Annotated in this window: 13 protein-coding genes and 3 pseudogenes; 5 read left to right on the plus strand and 11 right to left on the minus strand. The window is 59.0% G+C overall.

Annotated features, from left to right (window positions below):
* The coding region (locus tag ABJ99_RS23210; RefSeq protein ID WP_230081074.1) for an autoinducer binding domain-containing protein at positions 1–619 on the plus strand (619 nt) is incomplete at its 5' end.
* Positions 620–714: 95 nt separating this feature from the next.
* On the opposite strand, the gene ABJ99_RS23215 is transcribed toward ABJ99_RS23210, so the two are convergent.
* The gene (locus ABJ99_RS23215) at positions 715–1,494 is read right to left on the minus strand and encodes a PhzF family phenazine biosynthesis protein (RefSeq protein WP_054087800.1); all 780 of its coding nucleotides are present in this window, start codon (positions 1,492–1,494) and stop codon (positions 715–717) included.
* 415 nt (positions 1,495–1,909) lie between these two features.
* On the opposite strand from ABJ99_RS23215, the gene ABJ99_RS23220 reads away from it, so the two are divergent.
* A complete protein-coding gene (locus ABJ99_RS23220; protein ID WP_054087801.1) occupies positions 1,910–2,533 on the plus strand; it encodes a glutathione S-transferase family protein in 624 nt (207 codons plus the stop codon).
* A gap of 10 nt (positions 2,534–2,543) precedes the next feature.
* On the opposite strand, the pseudogene ABJ99_RS29370 reads toward ABJ99_RS23220, so the two are convergent.
* Positions 2,544–2,776: pseudogene (locus ABJ99_RS29370) on the minus strand (hypothetical protein); the annotation flags it as partial.
* A 472-nt stretch (positions 2,777–3,248) separates the two neighbouring features.
* On the opposite strand from ABJ99_RS29370, the gene ABJ99_RS23225 reads away from it, so the two are divergent.
* The gene (locus ABJ99_RS23225; RefSeq protein WP_054087802.1) at positions 3,249–4,742 is read left to right on the plus strand and encodes a YifB family Mg chelatase-like AAA ATPase; all 1,494 of its coding nucleotides are present in this window, start codon (positions 3,249–3,251) and stop codon (positions 4,740–4,742) included.
* 69 nt (positions 4,743–4,811) lie between these two features.
* Here the strand turns inward: ABJ99_RS23225 and ABJ99_RS23230 are convergent.
* Positions 4,812–6,118: pseudogene (locus ABJ99_RS23230) on the minus strand (CitMHS family transporter).
* A gap of 299 nt (positions 6,119–6,417) precedes the next feature.
* Between ABJ99_RS23230 and ABJ99_RS23235 the strand changes: the two are divergent.
* Positions 6,418–6,819, plus strand: a complete 402-nt coding sequence (locus tag ABJ99_RS23235) for a GFA family protein (RefSeq protein WP_054087803.1) — start codon at positions 6,418–6,420, stop codon at positions 6,817–6,819.
* Positions 6,820–6,939: 120 nt separating this feature from the next.
* On the opposite strand, the gene ABJ99_RS23240 is transcribed toward ABJ99_RS23235, so the two are convergent.
* The 6 genes and pseudogenes from ABJ99_RS23240 to exbB form a co-directional block, all read right to left on the minus strand.
* Entirely contained in the window at positions 6,940–8,337 is a 1,398-nt protein-coding gene (locus tag ABJ99_RS23240; RefSeq protein WP_054087804.1) for an aminoacyl-tRNA deacylase and HDOD domain-containing protein, read from the minus strand.
* A 259-nt stretch (positions 8,338–8,596) separates the two neighbouring features.
* On the minus strand, positions 8,597–10,672 hold the full coding sequence (recG, locus tag ABJ99_RS23245) for an ATP-dependent DNA helicase RecG (RefSeq protein WP_054087805.1): 2,076 nt from the start codon (positions 10,670–10,672) through the stop codon (positions 8,597–8,599).
* Between the two features lie 11 nt (positions 10,673–10,683).
* Positions 10,684–11,607: a hydrogen peroxide-inducible genes activator gene (locus tag ABJ99_RS23250; protein WP_024643567.1), complete on the minus strand. Its 924-nt coding sequence runs from the start codon at positions 11,605–11,607 to the stop codon at positions 10,684–10,686.
* Positions 11,608–11,699: 92 nt separating this feature from the next.
* Positions 11,700–12,449, minus strand: coding sequence for an energy transducer TonB (locus ABJ99_RS23255; RefSeq protein ID WP_054087806.1), 750 nt, complete (start codon positions 12,447–12,449; stop codon positions 11,700–11,702).
* Positions 12,446–12,871, minus strand: a complete 426-nt coding sequence (gene exbD, locus ABJ99_RS23260; RefSeq protein WP_007248288.1) for a TonB system transport protein ExbD — start codon at positions 12,869–12,871, stop codon at positions 12,446–12,448. The genes ABJ99_RS23255 and exbD overlap by 4 nt, the downstream gene beginning before the upstream one ends.
* A 3-nt stretch (positions 12,872–12,874) precedes the next feature.
* Positions 12,875–13,749, minus strand: a pseudogene (exbB, locus tag ABJ99_RS23265) (tonB-system energizer ExbB).
* Positions 13,750–13,957: 208 nt separating this feature from the next.
* Between exbB and ABJ99_RS23270 the strand changes: the two are divergent.
* Entirely contained in the window at positions 13,958–14,806 is an 849-nt protein-coding gene (locus ABJ99_RS23270) for an SDR family oxidoreductase (RefSeq protein WP_054087807.1), read from the plus strand.
* A gap of 52 nt (positions 14,807–14,858) precedes the next feature.
* Here ABJ99_RS23270 and ABJ99_RS23275 read toward each other — a convergent pair whose 3' ends face one another.
* Positions 14,859–15,596 (minus strand): hypothetical protein, encoded by a 738-nt coding sequence (locus ABJ99_RS23275; RefSeq protein ID WP_054087808.1) that lies wholly within the window; start codon positions 15,594–15,596, stop codon positions 14,859–14,861.
* 55 nt (positions 15,597–15,651) lie between these two features.
* Positions 15,652–16,032 carry a RidA family protein gene (locus ABJ99_RS23280; RefSeq protein ID WP_007248293.1) on the minus strand — a complete coding sequence of 127 codons (381 nt, stop codon included), beginning with the start codon at positions 16,030–16,032 and terminating at the stop codon, positions 15,652–15,654.
* Between the last annotated feature and the right edge of the window lie 14 nt (positions 16,033–16,046).

A 16,046-nucleotide genomic window follows, 5' to 3' on the forward strand; every position in this document is an offset into this window, starting at 1 on the left:
GAAGCGTTGTTGCCTTGGAATTGCTCGCCAGAGATGCCTCGCTAAATCAGATCCTCATTTTTTTCTAGGTGGGGTTCGTGGCGCGCATACGGAGAACACCTATAAAGACAATAACTATTTCAGCATTGACCAGACTGTAAAGCACGGGTTAACAGAAAATCAGCCGCTGTGTTGGTCTGCCGATACATTCAAGGAGCATCTTCATTTCTGGGAAAGCGCCAAACATTATCAACTTTTCCATGGCTGGTGTACGCCCTCCCGAGGAAAACACGACACGATTGGGCTGTTTTCCCTGATCAGATCTGCCAGCCCGATTACACCATCGGAACTCAACGAGAAAGAAGCAAAGCTGATCTGGATAGCCCATATCGCACATTCAACCATGCTCAACTTTATTGCCCCCAGCTACATCCCTGAAATTGACGCGTCCCTCACCGCCCGGGAAGTAGAAACCTTGAAATGGTCGGCGACGGGCAAGACCTACTCCGAAACGGGATTGATCTTGTCCATTTACGAAAGAACTGTGAAGTTTCACCTCGTCAACGCCATGCGCAAACTGCACTCCAGTAACAAAGTAGAAGCCTCCATGAAAGCCTATGCTCTGGGCATGCTCCATTAATTGGGCGCTATAGCAGAATCACCGGCGGAGAATCGAAGTTAATCGCTTGAAAAATACGCTTGGGTATTTCTCAAACGAAGGATGTTGCGCCAGCACTAAAGGGTGATTTCCCCAACCATATACAACACCGATTCCCCGGTTATCAGCACTCGGTCACTGGCCATCTCACAGCGCAGCTGCCCCTTTCGGAGGCCACCTTGTTGTGCCGTCAGCACTTGCTTGTCCAATACACCCGCCCAGTAAGGCGTCAATGAGGTATGCGCCGAGCCTGTCACCGGGTCTTCGTTCACCCCGACATTGGGGCCAAACCATCGAGAGACAAAATCGAAGTCCTTGCCTTGCGCGGTCACCACCACACCTCGCAGCGGCAGCCCCTTCAGGCGGGCGAAGTCCGGTGTCAACTGTTCGATAATCGTCTCATCAGGCACTACGACGATGAAGTCGTCTGTTGCAAAGACTTCTGCCGAGGTCAAACCCAGTGCGGGTAATAACTCGGACGGCGGTGTGCAGCGCTCAGGGGTTTTCGCTGGAAAATCCAACGTCAGACCGGTACCGGAGCGACGAACCCGCAGTTCCCCACTGCGCGTCGAAAACCTTAAAAGATCTGCGTTGACGCCTAACTTATTCAAGATTACCCAAGCGGCCGCCAACGTCGCATGCCCGCACAGCTCAACTTCGACCAGCGGAGTAAACCACCTCAGTTCATAGATATCGCCTTGCTTAACAAAGTAGGCTGTTTCTGACAGATTATTTTCAGCGGCAATCGCATGCAACTGCTCGTCTGGCAACCAATAATCCAACGGACAAACAGCCGCAGGATTACCCGCGAATGGCTGAGAAGCAAAAGCATCAACTTGAAAGATAGCGACCTGCATTAACCAGACTCCCATTATGATCTGACGCTGACAATATAAATAACGAGTATTAACAACGGCGAGACCACTGCATTCATAATGTACAAACATGAACAACTACATAACACTAAATTTAAAACTAATCACCTATCACTGTACACCTGCCCTTTCGGGCAGGAATTTCCATCCTGTCACTAAATTCAAACATGAATAAAAAGATAGACCGGCACTTTCCCAGGCTTACTTTTGTGTTTGACTTATCTTAACTACAGAAACGCCCTACAATTATCAAACAAAATAGCCTCCCTGCGAATCGCAGGCAATCGTTTAAACAGACCTTGAGTTGAATGACCGCTCTCGTTTAACGTCTCACCCCGGTGGGCTCAACGTCGACAGGTGTGTAGTTCGTGCCCCCCCCCGACTATAAGGAGATGGAATGCTACAAATACTGGGTAAGGCCTCATCGATCAATGTCCGCAAAGTGCTATGGACCTGCGCAGAGTTGCAAATCCCCTTCGAACGGAAGGACTGGGGCTCTGGTTTCAGGGAAACGAACACACCTGAATTCACGGCACTCAATCCCAATGCGATGGTTCCGGTGGTTGAGGACGACGGCTTCGTGCTTTGGGAGTCCAACACGATCATCAGGTACCTGGCGAACCGGAACAAAGCCCTGCACCTTTATCCAGCAGACGCAAAAGCCAGAGCCCGGGTGGATCAATGGATCGACTGGCAAGCCACCGACCTCAACAAGTCCTGGGCTTATGCCTTTATGTCGCTGGTCAGGCAATGCGCCGCCCATCAAGACCATGACGCGCTAGTCTCAGGATGCCGTCAATGGTCCAGGCACATGGCGATCCTGAATCGACAACTCGACACAACGGGCGCATACGTCAGCGGCAGAGAGTTTTCGCTGGCAGACATCCCGATCGGCCTTTCAGTGAACCGCTGGTTTGAAACCCCACTGACTCATCCGGACTTCCCCGCGGTGAGTGCCTATTACGAACGCTTGAGCCAACGTTCCGGCTACCGGCTGCATGGCCGAAACGGTACGCCGTGAAGCCCACGCTTCAGCCCCGCGTCGAACGTTTGCCCGCCAAGCGTTGCGGCCAGTTGCCGGCGTTGGCGCGCCGGCAAGCTTCTTCAGAATCGAACGGCACATGGGCCGGCACCAGACTGATCAGGACATTCGCGTTATTTAACGCCAGGCCGTCAGTTCGATCATGCGTTCGCCCTGCCCGCTCGTCAGGGCTTGATCCTTGTGGGCTTACGTATTGAAGACCCACACCACCCGCAGGCTGGAAGCTCCTGCCTTGGGTTTTAACGCCGAAGCGGGTTACGGGATGAGGATACATAGGTAGCTCGCATGGGTAGGAGAGCCGAACGAATTGATTCCGATCGGCAAGGCAGAGATTGTACTGCCAGCTCTGCTACAGCCCACAAAGGAGGTAACAGCTCCGCTATCAGAAGACTGTGAGCTCCATATTCCGAGCTTCGTCAAGAAGTGCGAAAACACAGAGCGGACGGGTTCGCGGACGTTAGGTGTATACGCCATATTCGATTCGAGTCAGAAGATTCAATCAGCATCCCCCAATGGGTTGATATTAAGCTGCAAGGCACCACACTACTGTAGTGCTCCGAAGCTTCCGCCATTCAGCCACTTGTCAGAAGAGGGAGTGTAGTGACCCCACTCACACCCTGTATCCATTCCCCACCCGCCCTCTCCCGCCAAATAAAGCACCATACCCGCCTGTGCCCATATCAAGGAATGATCCATGTCGCTGGCTATCGTCCATAGTCGTGCCCAGGTCGGGGTGGAAGCCCCGGCGGTTACTGTTGAAGCGCATCTGGCCAACGGCCTGCCGGCCCTGACGCTGGTGGGGCTGCCGGAAGGCGCGGTCAAGGAGAGCAAAGACCGGGTGCGCAGTGCGATTCTCAATTCCGGGCTGGATTTTCCGGCGCGGCGTATCACGCTCAATCTGGCGCCGGCTGATTTGCCCAAGGATGGCGGTCGATTTGATCTGGCGATTGCGCTGGGTTTGCTGGCCGCCAGCGGGCAGGTGCCGCTGGTGGCGTTGCAGGATGTTGAATGCCTGGGCGAGTTGGCGTTGTCGGGGGCGATTCGGCCGATTCAGGGTGTGTTGCCTGCTGCGCTGGCGGCACGTGCGGCGGAGCGGACGCTGATTATTCCGGCGGTGAACGCGGAGGAAGCCTGCCTGGCGTCGGGGTTGCGGGTGCTCGCGGTCAATCATTTGCTGGAGCTGGTCGCGCATTTCAACGGGCGCACGGTGATTGCGCCGTATCAGTCCAGCGGTCTGCTGCACCAGCCCAAGCCGTATCCGGATTTAAGCGAAGTGCAGGGCCAGACCGCCGCGAAGCGTGCCTTGGTGATTGCCGCCGCCGGGGCGCATAACCTGTTGTTCAGTGGGCCGCCTGGCACTGGCAAGACGCTGCTCGCCAGCCGCCTGCCGGGTTTGTTGCCGCCGCTGGACGAGCACGAAGCGCTGGAGGTGGCGGCGATTCAGTCGGTCGCCAGCCAGGTGCCGCTGACCAGTTGGCCGCAGCGGCCGTTTCGGCAACCTCATCACTCGGCGTCGGGGCCGGCATTGGTGGGCGGTGGCAGTCGTCCGCAACCTGGCGAGATCACGTTGGCGCATCACGGCGTTCTATTCCTGGATGAGTTGCCGGAGTTCGATCGCCGCGTGCTGGAGGTATTGCGTGAGCCGCTGGAGTCCGGGCATATCGTGATTTCCCGGGCGCGGGACCGCGTGCGCTTTCCGGCGCGGTTCCAGTTGGTGGCGGCGATGAACCCGTGTCCCTGCGGCTATCTCGGCGAGCCGACCGGGCGCTGTCGTTGCTCCACCGAGCAGGTGCAGCGCTATCGCAACAAGCTGTCCGGCCCGTTGCTGGACCGGATCGACCTGCACCTGACCGTCGCCCGTGAAGCCACCGCGCTCAACCCCGACCCGACCACCAGTGAAAACACCGCAAGTGCTGCAGCGGTGGTTGCGCAGGCTCGCGAACGTCAGCAACGCCGCCAGGGCTGCGCCAATGCTTTTCTTGACCTGCCAGGGCTGCGTGAGCACTGCGCGCTGTCGAGCACCGACGAAAGCTGGCTGGAAACCGCCTGTGAGCGTCTGACGCTGTCATTGCGTTCAGCGCATCGGCTGCTGAAGGTAGCCCGCACCCTCGCAGATCTTGAGCAGGCAGACGCGATCACTCGCAGCCATCTGGCCGAGGCATTGCAGTATCGGCCCTCAACCAATTGACCGCCCAAACGCAAAAACTCGCCGTTGATGATCAAGTCAACGGCGAGCTTTCGGGGCAGCTAAAGAAGCTTACATGCTGCTATAGAACGGGAAGATCCCCATCAGCAGCGCAGCAACCAGGATGCACATGCAGACCAGAATCGCCCATTTCAGGGTGAAACGCTGGTGATCACCGAACTCGATACCGGCCAGTGCCACCAGCAGGTAGGTCGAAGGCACCAGCGGGCTGAGCAAGTGAACCGGCTGACCGACGATCGAGGCGCGAGCCATTTCCACCGGGCTGATGCCGTAGTGAGAGGCTGCTTCCGACAGCACTGGCAGTACGCCGTAGTAGAACGCGTCGTTAGACATGAAGAAGGTAAACGGCATGCTGACCAGCGCCGTAATCACCGCGAGGTAGGGACCCAGCGCTTCCGGAATCACCGCCAGCAGGCTTTTCGACATCGCGTCGACCATGCCGGTGCCGGACAGGATGCCGGTGAAGATACCCGCAGCGAAGATCAGGCCGACCACCGCCAGCACGCTACCGGCGTGGGCCGAGACGCGGTCCTTTTGATCCTGCAGGTTCGGGTAGTTGATGATCATCGCGATACTGAACGCGATCATGAACAGTACCGGCAGTGGTAACAGGCCCATGATCAGGGCGACCATCAGGGCGAGGGTCAGCGCACCGTTGAACCAGATCAGTTTTGGACGACGGGCATCAGGGAATTGCGAAACGCTGATCTCGCTGTGGTCAACGTCATCACCCTGCAAGTGCAGTTCGCCAAGACGAGCGCGTTCGCGTTTGCCGTAGAAGTAGGCAATTGCCAGGATCGCCACAACACCGGCCAGCATGGCCGGGATCATCGGAACGAAGATGTCGGAGGCATCGACGTGCAGGGCACTGGCCGCACGAGCGGTCGGGCCGCCCCAGGGGGTCATGTTCATCACGCCGCCGGCCAGAATGATCAGCCGGCCATGATGCGCGGGCTCATGCCGACGCGGCTGTACAGCGGCAGCATGGCGGCAACGCAGATCATGTAGGTGGTCGCGCCGTCACCGTCGAGGGACACCACCAGCGCCAGTACGGCAGTGCCGACCGAAATGCGCATCGGGTCGCCTTTGACCATTTTCAGGATCTTGCGCACGGCCGGGTCGAACAGGCCGGAATCGATCATCAGCGCGAAGTACAGAATGGCGAACATCAGCATCACGCCGGTCGGCGCAAGCTTGGTGATACCGGCGAGCATCATCGGGCCGATCTGCGATGCGAAGCCGCCGAACAGAGCGAAGATGATCGGGACCAGAATCAAGGCGATCAGCGCGGTCAGGCGCTTGCTCATGATCAGGTACATGAACGCAATAACCATGGCAAAGCCAAGGAAAGTCAGCATGGGAATACTCCAGACGTAATACGGCTACAGAACGTTGAAATGAACGATTCAGCTCAGTAGGAGCGGTACGTGGAGGGGTCGCGCAAGGAGGGTACGGATCGAGAAATCAGCAAGCATCGGAATCACCATTATTGTTGTTAATTGGGCCTGAAACACCTCGGAATCCGTTCCTGGCCAACCGGTCTTTTTGCCGGAAGTCGGCTGATGCTAATGGCCCAAGCTTTCACCGACCTTTCAATCGGTGGTAATGAAAGTTTTATTGTCACACCTGTTACAGCGCATAACCGGGAGACGCGCCGATGAACCAGAGCCATACAGGGGGTTGCCATTGCGGCAGCCTTCGCTATCAGTTCGACGCACCACTGCGGGACATCGCGCACTGCCACTGCTCCATCTGCCGAAGGACATCGGGCGCAACCGTCATGACCTGGATCAGCGTGCCGCTAAACTCATTTCGCTGGTTGACAGGCAGCCCGTCCACCTACGATTCCGCCTCGACCTGCGTCCGCTATTTCTGTGGCAACTGCGGGGCCCACATGGCGCTGTTCACCCGCAACAGCCCGGAGGAAATAGACGTCACCATCGCAACGCTCGACCACCCCGAACAGGCTGCGCCGTCTCGCCATATCTGGATAGAAAACCGGCTGCCATGGCTGCATCTGGATGAGGATTTGCCGGGGGATGAGGGTGAGCCGGGGTGAGCGGGCCCGGTAGGAGCGGCTATCCGCATTGCTCATTAAAAGACCAGTGCGATAAAGATCCTGGCGAGCAAGGCATATCACCACCCTGCTCGCTCTTGTATCAAAGCGCTGAGCGGCCGATCACTGACCAAACTGCGAAGCCAGTTCGCGCAGCAGGACTTCGGCTTCCAGCACTTTCCTGACCGACTCATTGGCCTTTTCACGGGTCAGGCCCAGGCGTTCGAAGAGTTCGTCAGGAATCTCTTGCTGAGGCCCGGAACCTACGCCGTTGGCGCGCAGCAGGCGCACGGCGAGGAAGACCAGGTTGGCGTAAGCGTGATGTTCACCCGCGTAGTCGGGGTCATGCTGGAAGCGCAGCGCGGTGGCGAGCTCGTCCGGCATGTCCCAGTAGCGCATCAGCCAGGCGCCGATCTGTTCGCGGCTGATGCCCAGCAGGTGATGCTCGATATAGCTGTGGTGCAGGTGCGGATTGACCTCAAGCTGGCGGCAGATCAACGAGAAGTGCGGCGGAAACACGTGCGCCAGCAGCAGATAGCCGAAGTTGTGCAGCAGGCCGGCAAGATAGGTCAGACCACCTTCCGGGCGCTTGGCACGCGGGATGGCACGGGTCAGGCCTTCGATCACTGCTGCGGTGTAGATCGACTGCTGCCAGTAAGGCGTGGTCTGTTGCGGTTGATCCTTGGGCAGACTCAGGGTCTTGCCCAGCGCCAGGCCGAGTGCCAGATTGATCACCAGGTCGAAGCCCAGCACACGCACGATCGCGTCTTCGACTGAACGAATCTTGCCGGTCGATGCGTAGTAAGGCGATGCCGCCCAGCTGACAACCTGCGCCGCCAGCGCAGGGTCGGTTTCGACCACGCCGGTAATGTCATCGATGGTTGCGTCCGGGTCGACCCGCAGCTTGATGATTTTCTGTGCGGTACCTGCCAGCGGCGGAATTTCCAGCGTCGCTTCCAGACGCTGCTGGATGCGGCGGGCCGTGAAAGCGTGCATGGCCTGGGTGATTTCTGCCGGATCATCATCGGGACGATCCAGGTTGGGGTGAATCGCCGCCACGGACTGGCCGAAATGCGCGGCGCTGGCCTTGCTCAGCATGGACTTGAAATCGTCACTGCTGATTTCCAGCCACAGACCCGGCTCACCCGAACCGACCAGCAGCAATGGCTCCTGCAACAAGCGTTCGTCATACAGGCAAGGCGAGCTGGTCAATGCCGCAAGCCCCGGCAACGCTTGCAGATTGTGCTTGGTCAGCATGCGCGTCAGTCGCTCATGCGGCACAGCGGTCAGTTTGCGGCCGGTCAGTTCGGTAATCCGGCTGAGGTCCAGCAACTGGCTTTGCGGAAACAGAATCAGCAAGGCACCGACGGCGTCTTCGACCATTACGGCCTGGACCTTGCGAGCGGGAGGCAGGTTTTTGTCGTCCAGGACTTCGTGATAGCTGATCGCCAACTTTTCCAGCAACTGCCGGATAACAGGCGGCGCGTGGTGCGAATCATTGACGTGGGCAACTTCTGTCATGGTCTTTGTCCAAATTCCTACATTGCTCGAAGTATAACCACGTTATTCATTTAGGTTCTGTACGAAAAGTCGGCGAGCAAAGGTCAGGCAAGGCAAAAACAGGCGAGGAACGGCCGGGGTCGCGTTCGACTCTACGTGTTGTACATGAGCATTCCGATCGGACTCGCGCAAGAGCCTGTTTTTAACGCAGCATCACCGAGTGTAGCCACTTTACGTACAGACCCTAGGGTCGCACGCGGTTTTCAAAGCGTAGCCTGTATCACACCTGGCCGTACTGCTGGCCATGACGCAGCCATCGGTCCAGCAGTGGACTGACGTGTTGCGGCCACCGCTCGAGCAGGGCCTGCGCAGCGTCGCGAACCGCCGGCAGCAGATCAGCGTCGCGCATCAGGTCAGCAACCTTGAACTGCAGCAGGCCCGTTTGCCGTGTGCCCAGCATTTCACCTGGTCCACGCAATTCCAGATCTTTCTCGGCAATGACAAAACCGTCGTTGGTTTCGCGCATGATGCCCAACCGCTGCCGTCCGATCTGGGAAAGCGGCGGATGATAAAGCAGCACGCAATGGCTGACCGCACTGCCGCGCCCTACCCGGCCTCGCAACTGGTGCAGTTGGGCCAGGCCAAGGCGTTCGGGGTTTTCGATGATCATCAGGCTGGAATTCGGCACGTCGACACCGACTTCGATCACGGTAGTCGCCACCAGCAATTGCAGCGCACCCTGTTTGAATTCGGCCATGATCGCGGCTTTTTCGGCGGGCTTCATGCGACCGTGAATCAGCCCGACGCGCACTTCACCCAGCGCACTGCTCAGTTCCTCATACGTTGTTTCGGCGGCTTTGCAGGTCAGTTCCTCGGACTCCTCAATCAGCGTACAGACCCAGTACGCCTGACGCCCCTCGGCACAGGCGGCACGCACGCGCTCGACCACTTCCAGACGACGACTGTCGGCGACCAGCACGGTATTGACCGGGGTCCGCCCGGGCGGCAGTTCGTCGAGGATCGAGGTATCCAGATCAGCGTAGGCGCTCATGGCCAGCGTGCGCGGGATCGGCGTGGCAGTCATGATCAACTGGTGCGGGCACATCAGTCCGCCGACACCCTTTTTACGCAGCGCCAGACGCTGCTGAACCCCGAAACGGTGCTGCTCGTCGATGATCACCAGGGCCAGGTTCTTGAACTGCACTTCATCTTGAAACAACGCGTGGGTGCCGACCACCATCTGTGTACCACTGGCAATCTGCTCCAGCGACGCGACGCGTGCTTTGCCTTTGAGCTTGCCCGCCAGCCAGGCGACACCGACGCCCAACGGTTCAAGCCAGCGCTGAAAATTGATATAGTGCTGCTCGGCGAGAATTTCGGTAGGCGCCATCAGCGCCACCTGATAACCCGCTTCCAGCGCCTGCAAGGCGGCCAGCGCAGCGACCACTGTCTTGCCCGAGCCCACGTCGCCCTGAATCAGGCGCAGCATCGGCTCTGGCTGGCTGAGGTCGTAAGCCACTTCCTTGCCTACACGTTGCTGAGCACCGGTCGGCGCAAAACCGAGGTTGGCGAGAAATTGCTTCGGCAGCTTCTTCGCCACCGGCAGTGCCGGGGCACGCTGCGAGCGCAGGCTTTCACGCAGGCGTTGCTGGGAAAGCTGATGAGTCAGCAGCTCTTCGAACGCCAGACGGTGCTGGGCCCAGTGATGCCCAAGGGCCAACTCATCGACGTCAGCATCGGCGGGCGGATGATGCAGGTAGCGGATCGCATCATCCAGCGGTGCCAATTGATAGTCGCGGGCCAGCTCTTCAGGCAGCCAGTCCGGCAGGCTTTTAGGGCCGAGCATTGCCAGACTCTGCTGGCATAGCTGGCGCAGACGCTGTTGAGTCAGGCCTTCGGTGGTGGGATAGATCGGCGTAAGCGTCTGCTCGACAGGCGCCGGCTCATCGCCGGTAATCGCCCGGTATTCCGGGTGATAGATTTCCAGACCGGACGCACCTGGGCGAGCCTCACCGAAGCAACGCAGGTGCGTGCCCCGCTTCATGCTTTCTTTCTGGGCGTTGCTGAAGTGATAAAAACGCAAACTGACCACGCCGGTGCCATCACCCAGACGGACCAACAGGCTACGACGCTTGCCCATGACCACGTCGGCGCCACTGACGACGCCTTCGATCACCGCATCCTGACCGGGACGCAACGCGCCGATAGGCACGATGCGGGTCCGGTCCTGATAACGCAACGGCAGATGGAACAGCACGTCCTGCAGGTTTTCCAGACCGACCCTGGCCAGCTTTTCTGCCATCGCCTCACCGACGCCCTTGAGCGCAGTGACCGAGACTTTGGAAAGCTCGCTCATTGTTTTTCTGCCTAGCTCGCTTCTGTTTTCGGACGAGCCACTGAGCACAGGCGTGCGGAGTCAGCGAGAATCTCGATGGCTTTCGGCCGCGGAAAGCTTGCACGCCAAGCGATGGCGACAGTACGGAACGGCACTGGCGGCGTCAGCGGGCGGACTTCGATCACGCCGGGAGCATAGTGATGACTGTCGACGGCCGACAGCGGCAGGATCGAAATGCCCAATCCCGAAGCGACCATGTGGCGAATGGTTTCCAGCGAGCTGGACTCGACCGTGGTGTGCTTCGCACCTTCGTTGCCTTTGCCCAGCGTCGGGCAGGCTTCCAGAACCTGATCACGGAAGCAGTGGCCTTCGCCCAGCAACAGCAGGCTTTTATCGTTCAGAGCGGCAGCGTCGATAGTCTCTTTCTGAGTCCACGGGTGACCAGCCGGCATCAGCACGGAAAACGGCTCATCGTAAAGCGGCAGGGTCAGTACGTCCGCTTCGTTGAACGGCAAGGCAATGATCACTGCGTCCAGCTCGCCATTTCGCAGCTTGTCGCGCAATACGTGGGTGAAGTTTTCTTCGATGTACAACGGCATCTGCGGGGCGACCCGGTGCAGTTGCGGGATCAAGTGCGGAAACAGATAAGGACCGACGGTGTAGATCGCGCCGACTTTCAGCGGCGCGGTGAGCTGATTCTTGCCGGCCTGGGCCAGTTCGCGAATGCCCTGAGCCTGCTCCAGCACCTTCTGGGCCTGAGCCACGATCCCTTCGCCTACCGGTGTCAGACGCACAGCGCTCTTGCTGCGCTCGAAAATCAGCACACCGAGTTCGTCTTCGAGTTTCTTGACACCCACCGACAACGTTGGCTGGCTGACGTGGCAGCGCTCCGCAGCGTGGCCAAAGTGTTGCTCTTGGGCGAGCGTAACGATGTAGCGCAATTCTGTAAGGGTCATAACGTGCGTCCATGAAGTTGCGGCCCCAGCATAGCGGGTGCAATCGATAGACGCACGTTATCAGAAGCACTGATGCGTAACAAAAGTGCGATTCAGCGTTTATCCAGCGAATAAACGAACGGTGCGAGGATTTCAATGGTGCCGTTGTTGAGAATTTCCTTGGGCGGCTTGGGCAGCGGCTGAGCGCGACGAATCATTTCCATGGTTGCCCGATCCAGTGCCGGACTGCCTGACGTATTGGCAATCGAATAAGACAGCACGTTGCCATCCGCGTCGACCACGAAGCGCAGGCGGGCCACACCCTGCATGCCACGACGGCGCGCATCCTCAGGGTATTTCTTGTACTTGCCGAGATGGCTCAGCAAATCGCCCTGCCAGTTTGGCAATGCATTGCTGGGTGGCGAAGGCGCAGGAGCTGGCGGCGTCGGCGCAGTCGACTTCTCTGGCTTGGCCGTCGTCGGCGGTGTATCGACCGGCTTCTCTGCAGCAGGCTTTTCCTGAGGCGGCTCAGGTTTTTTCTGCGGCTTTGGTGGCTGCGGTTTGGGCTTGGGCTTTTCGACCTTTTTGGGCACCACGATTTCCGGCTTCGGCGCCTCAACGACTTCCGGCATCGGTGCCTGCTCTTCCGGTGCAGGCGGCTGTGGTGGCTGAACGACCTGAGGGGGTGGCGGCGGTGCGGGCTCTGGCAACGGCGCAAGCTCGACCATCATGGCAGCCGGTGGCAACTCGATCGCCTCGGAGGCGGGCCACCGAAGGGCAACAATGATCGCAATCGCGTGCACGGCCAGCACCAACAACAGACTACCGCTATAGCGCGTCAGTTTTTGGCGCGTACTGATCATTTCTTACCAGCCGTCTCAAGACCCACCAGACCGACCTTCAGGTAACCCGCACCCCGAAGCGTGTTCATGACTTCCATCAGATCGCCGTAATCCACGCCCTTGTCGGCCTGGAAGAAGATCGTGGTGTCCTTCTTGCCCTTGGTGCGGGCATCCAGGATCTGACCGATCTGCTCGCGCGCAACCTTCTCGTCGCCCAGATACAGGCTCTTGTCAGTCTTGACGCTGAGAAAAACCGGTTTTTCAGGCCTGGGCTGCGGTTTCGCCGTGGAGGCTGGCAGGTCGACCTTGATATCAACGGTCGCCAGCGGCGCGGCCACCATGAAAATGATCAACAGCACCAGCATGACGTCGATGAACGGCGTCACATTGATTTCGTGGTTCTCGGCGAGATCGTCGCCGCCTTCGTTAAGATGCAGGCCCACGTATTAGCCCACCTTGACCATGTGCGGTTGTTGTTGATTGCGCTCGGTCGGCTCTGGCAGGTGATCCAGATCGCGGCTGACCAGCAGCAGAACGTGCGCTGAAGCGTCAGAAACCTGAGCTTTGTAACCGGCAATCGAGCGGGCGAAGACGTTGTAGATCACTACCGCCGGAATCGCGGCCACCAGACCGAGTGCGGTTGCCAGCAAGGCTTCGGCGATACCGGGCGCAACCACAGCGAGGTTGGTGGTCTGGGTTTTGGCGATGCCGATGAAGCTGTTCATGATGCCCCATACCGTACCGAACAGGCCGACGAAGGGCGCAGTCGAACCGATGGTCGCCAGCACGCCGGTGCCCATGCTCATGTTACGGCCGCAAGCCGCCACCAGACGCTCGAGACGGAAGCTGACCCGCTCCTTGATGCCTTCACGCTCACGACTGTTGGCCGAGAGGCGCATCTCTTCGAGGGCATCGTGCACCAGCAGGTGGGCCAGCGTGCCTTCCTTGCTGGCGCTGGCGCTGGCTTCGTTGAGAGAGCGGGCTTTCTTCAGATTGATAATCTCGCCACGCAAACGGCGCTTGGCGCCCAGCAGCTCGAAGCCCTTGGAGATCCAGATGGTCCACGTGATGACCGAGGCGATGGCGAGGCCGATCATGACGGCTTTGACGACAACGTCGGCGTTCTGGTACATGCCCCATGGCGACAGGTCATGCGCCATGCCCAGGCTGTTGTCCTCGGCTACCGGCTCGGGCGCCNTGCTTGATCCGCAAGCGCCATTGGCGCGAGCATCAGGCTCAAGACTAGGGCCGCGATACCGCGCCATGCGCGAGGCACGCGAGGCAGCTTGGTTGGCGAAGCGATTGATTGATTGCGTGTCATGCTGGCCGGACCTGAGAGAGAAATGGGGGATGGTTCCAGACGTCGCGTGTTGCTTTCGACATTCACAGGGAACAAATGGGCTGCCATTATTGCAAATCGTTCTTGTTAACAAAAGCAATGTGGTAGCTTTTTTACATATTCACGTCAATGATCGTGCTTTGCGAATCGTTTTAAGGTGCTGATGCCACCTTCATACTGGAGATTTCGAATGACTGCGCCCTCCCTTCTGATCGCCGGTTGCGGCGATATCGGCTCTCGGCTCGCCATCCGGCTGATGTCGGATGGCTGGGCTGTGCATGGGCTGCGACGTACGGTGTCAGAGCTCCCGAACGGCGTGATCGGTGTCGAAGGAGATCTGTTCAAGGCTGAAAAGCCTGAGCAATGGCCGACTGCGCCGCTCGACTATGTGGTGTATTGCGCCACGCCTTCCCAGCGTGACGAAACGGGCTATCGTATGGCCTATGTCGAAGGGCTGAGAAATGTTTTGGGCTGGCTGGAGCAGTCCGGGCAGCGGCCAAAACGGGTGATCTTCGTCTCCAGCAGCGGTGTCTATGGTCAGCAGAATGGCGAATGGGTCGATGAGAACTCGACCACCGAGCCTGGCAACTACACCGGCACGGTAATGCTGGAAGCCGAGCAGTTGGCGCTGAACAGCGGGTTGCCTGCTACCGCCGTGAGACTGACGGGCATTTACGGCCCTGGCCGCAGCGACCTGTCGAATCGAGTGCGTCAGGGGCACAGCGTGAGGATCGATCCGCCGGTCTACGCCAATCGCATCCATGCCGATGACGCAGCCAGCCTGTTGGCGCATCTGCTGCAAGCGGACCATCGCGGCGTGGCACTGGAAAGCTGTTATCTGGGTGTCGACGACGATCCTGCCGCGCTGGCCGATGTGGTGGCGTGGATACGTGAATACCTGGGCGTGACCGAGTGGTCGGAGGACGTCAGCGTGCAGCGCGTCGGCAGCAAGCGCTGTAGCAACGCGAGGGCGCGAGCGCTAGGTTGGGCACCGATGTACCCGGACTACCGCGCCGGCTATGCGGCCTTGCTGGGCTGAAAAGGACGCGTATCAGGAGCGCCTGAGACGGCACTCCTGATTGACCAAGCGATTACTGTTGTTCCAGCAACCAGCGACGTGGGCCGGGACGCAATTCAGGCATCTGGTCCGCGCCGGCATTGTTCACTGCCTGGAAAATTTCCAGTTGTTTGCCTTTGCGGGCGAAGATCCACGGATTGCCTTTCTCGGCCTTTTCCAGCCACATGCTGTCGTATTCGCCACTCATGGCCGCACAATCACCGGCCAGGCAGAGCGCGAAACGATCATTTTCCGGAAGCCCCTGCACGCTGCCGTCGGGCATGAACTGCACGGTGCTGCCTTGGCCGTCACCCTCGACAATCGCCCACTTGCCGCCCATGTAGGCGCCGTACAAGGCCTGCTCGAAGCTGCTGCCTGGCTGCGCGCCTTCGGGTGCCGGCTTCTCAGGCTTCTGGAAGTGCTGTTCCGGACCTGACTCGCTGGCGGCCTGAACCAGTTCGTCGCCCTTCACGCTCAGGTCTTCGAAGAAGTTACCGTAGAAATCAATGTGCAGCTTGCCTTCGGCAGCGCTGACGATCTTGCCTTCGCCCAGCTCGAAACCATTGGAATAAATGGCCTGATTGGCCTTGGTGTTGACCTTCCACTCAAGGTTGGGGCCATTGGCGAGCAGTGCCTGACGCAGGTTGCCTTGCTTGACGGCAGCATCAATGGCGGTCTGGTTGATCCAGGTGCCGTCCGGATTGCGGTCGGCGTGGCTGGCGCAGCCGCCCAGGATAACGGCGAGCAGCGAGATGACGAGCGCAGAGCGCATAACGGATTCCTTCCTTCAGGGAAAACGGAGCGCAAGGCACGCTCCGTCGGGGGAGTTATTCGATGACGAGAATCGCGTCCATTTCGACCTGGGCACCACGCGGCAATGCAGCAACGCCGATAGCGGCGCGAGCCGGGTAAGGCTGCGAGAAGTAAGTGCCCATGATTTCGTTGACCTTGGCAAAGTGAGACAAGTCAGTCAGAAAGATGTTCAGCTTGACGATGTCCTTGAAAGAACCACCCGCAGCCTCGGCAACCGACTTCAGGTTGTCGAAAACCTGAATGATCTGCGCTTCGATGCCTTCGACCAGCTCCATGGTGGCTGGGTCCAGCGGAATCTGTCCGGACATGTAGACGGTATTGCCAGCTTTGATCGCCTGAGAGTAAGGGCCAATGGCCACCGGGGCTTTTTCGCTGGTGATGACAGTCTTGGTCATGAAAACTCCTGATT

The organism is Pseudomonas syringae pv. cilantro (assembly GCF_001293775.1).
GTDB lineage: Bacteria > Pseudomonadota > Gammaproteobacteria > Pseudomonadales > Pseudomonadaceae > Aquipseudomonas > Aquipseudomonas syringae_P.

Coding starts and splice junctions, on each gene's coding strand:
- ABJ99_RS23215 (WP_054087800.1), bottom strand. CDS start 1,494: ATGCAGGTCGCTATCTTTCAAGTTGATGCTTTTGCTTCTCAGCCATTC.
- ABJ99_RS23220 (WP_054087801.1), top strand. CDS start 1,910: ATGCTACAAATACTGGGTAAGGCCTCATCGATCAATGTCCGCAAAGTG.
- ABJ99_RS23225 (WP_054087802.1), top strand. CDS start 3,249: ATGTCGCTGGCTATCGTCCATAGTCGTGCCCAGGTCGGGGTGGAAGCC.
- ABJ99_RS23235 (WP_054087803.1), top strand. CDS start 6,418: ATGAACCAGAGCCATACAGGGGGTTGCCATTGCGGCAGCCTTCGCTAT.
- ABJ99_RS23240 (WP_054087804.1), bottom strand. CDS start 8,337: ATGACAGAAGTTGCCCACGTCAATGATTCGCACCACGCGCCGCCTGTT.
- recG (WP_054087805.1), bottom strand. CDS start 10,672: ATGAGCGAGCTTTCCAAAGTCTCGGTCACTGCGCTCAAGGGCGTCGGT.
- ABJ99_RS23250 (WP_024643567.1), bottom strand. CDS start 11,607: ATGACCCTTACAGAATTGCGCTACATCGTTACGCTCGCCCAAGAGCAA.
- ABJ99_RS23255 (WP_054087806.1), bottom strand. CDS start 12,449: ATGATCAGTACGCGCCAAAAACTGACGCGCTATAGCGGTAGTCTGTTG.
- ABJ99_RS23270 (WP_054087807.1), top strand. CDS start 13,958: ATGACTGCGCCCTCCCTTCTGATCGCCGGTTGCGGCGATATCGGCTCT.
- ABJ99_RS23275 (WP_054087808.1), bottom strand. CDS start 15,596: ATGCGCTCTGCGCTCGTCATCTCGCTGCTCGCCGTTATCCTGGGCGGC.
- ABJ99_RS23280 (WP_007248293.1), bottom strand. CDS start 16,032: ATGACCAAGACTGTCATCACCAGCGAAAAAGCCCCGGTGGCCATTGGC.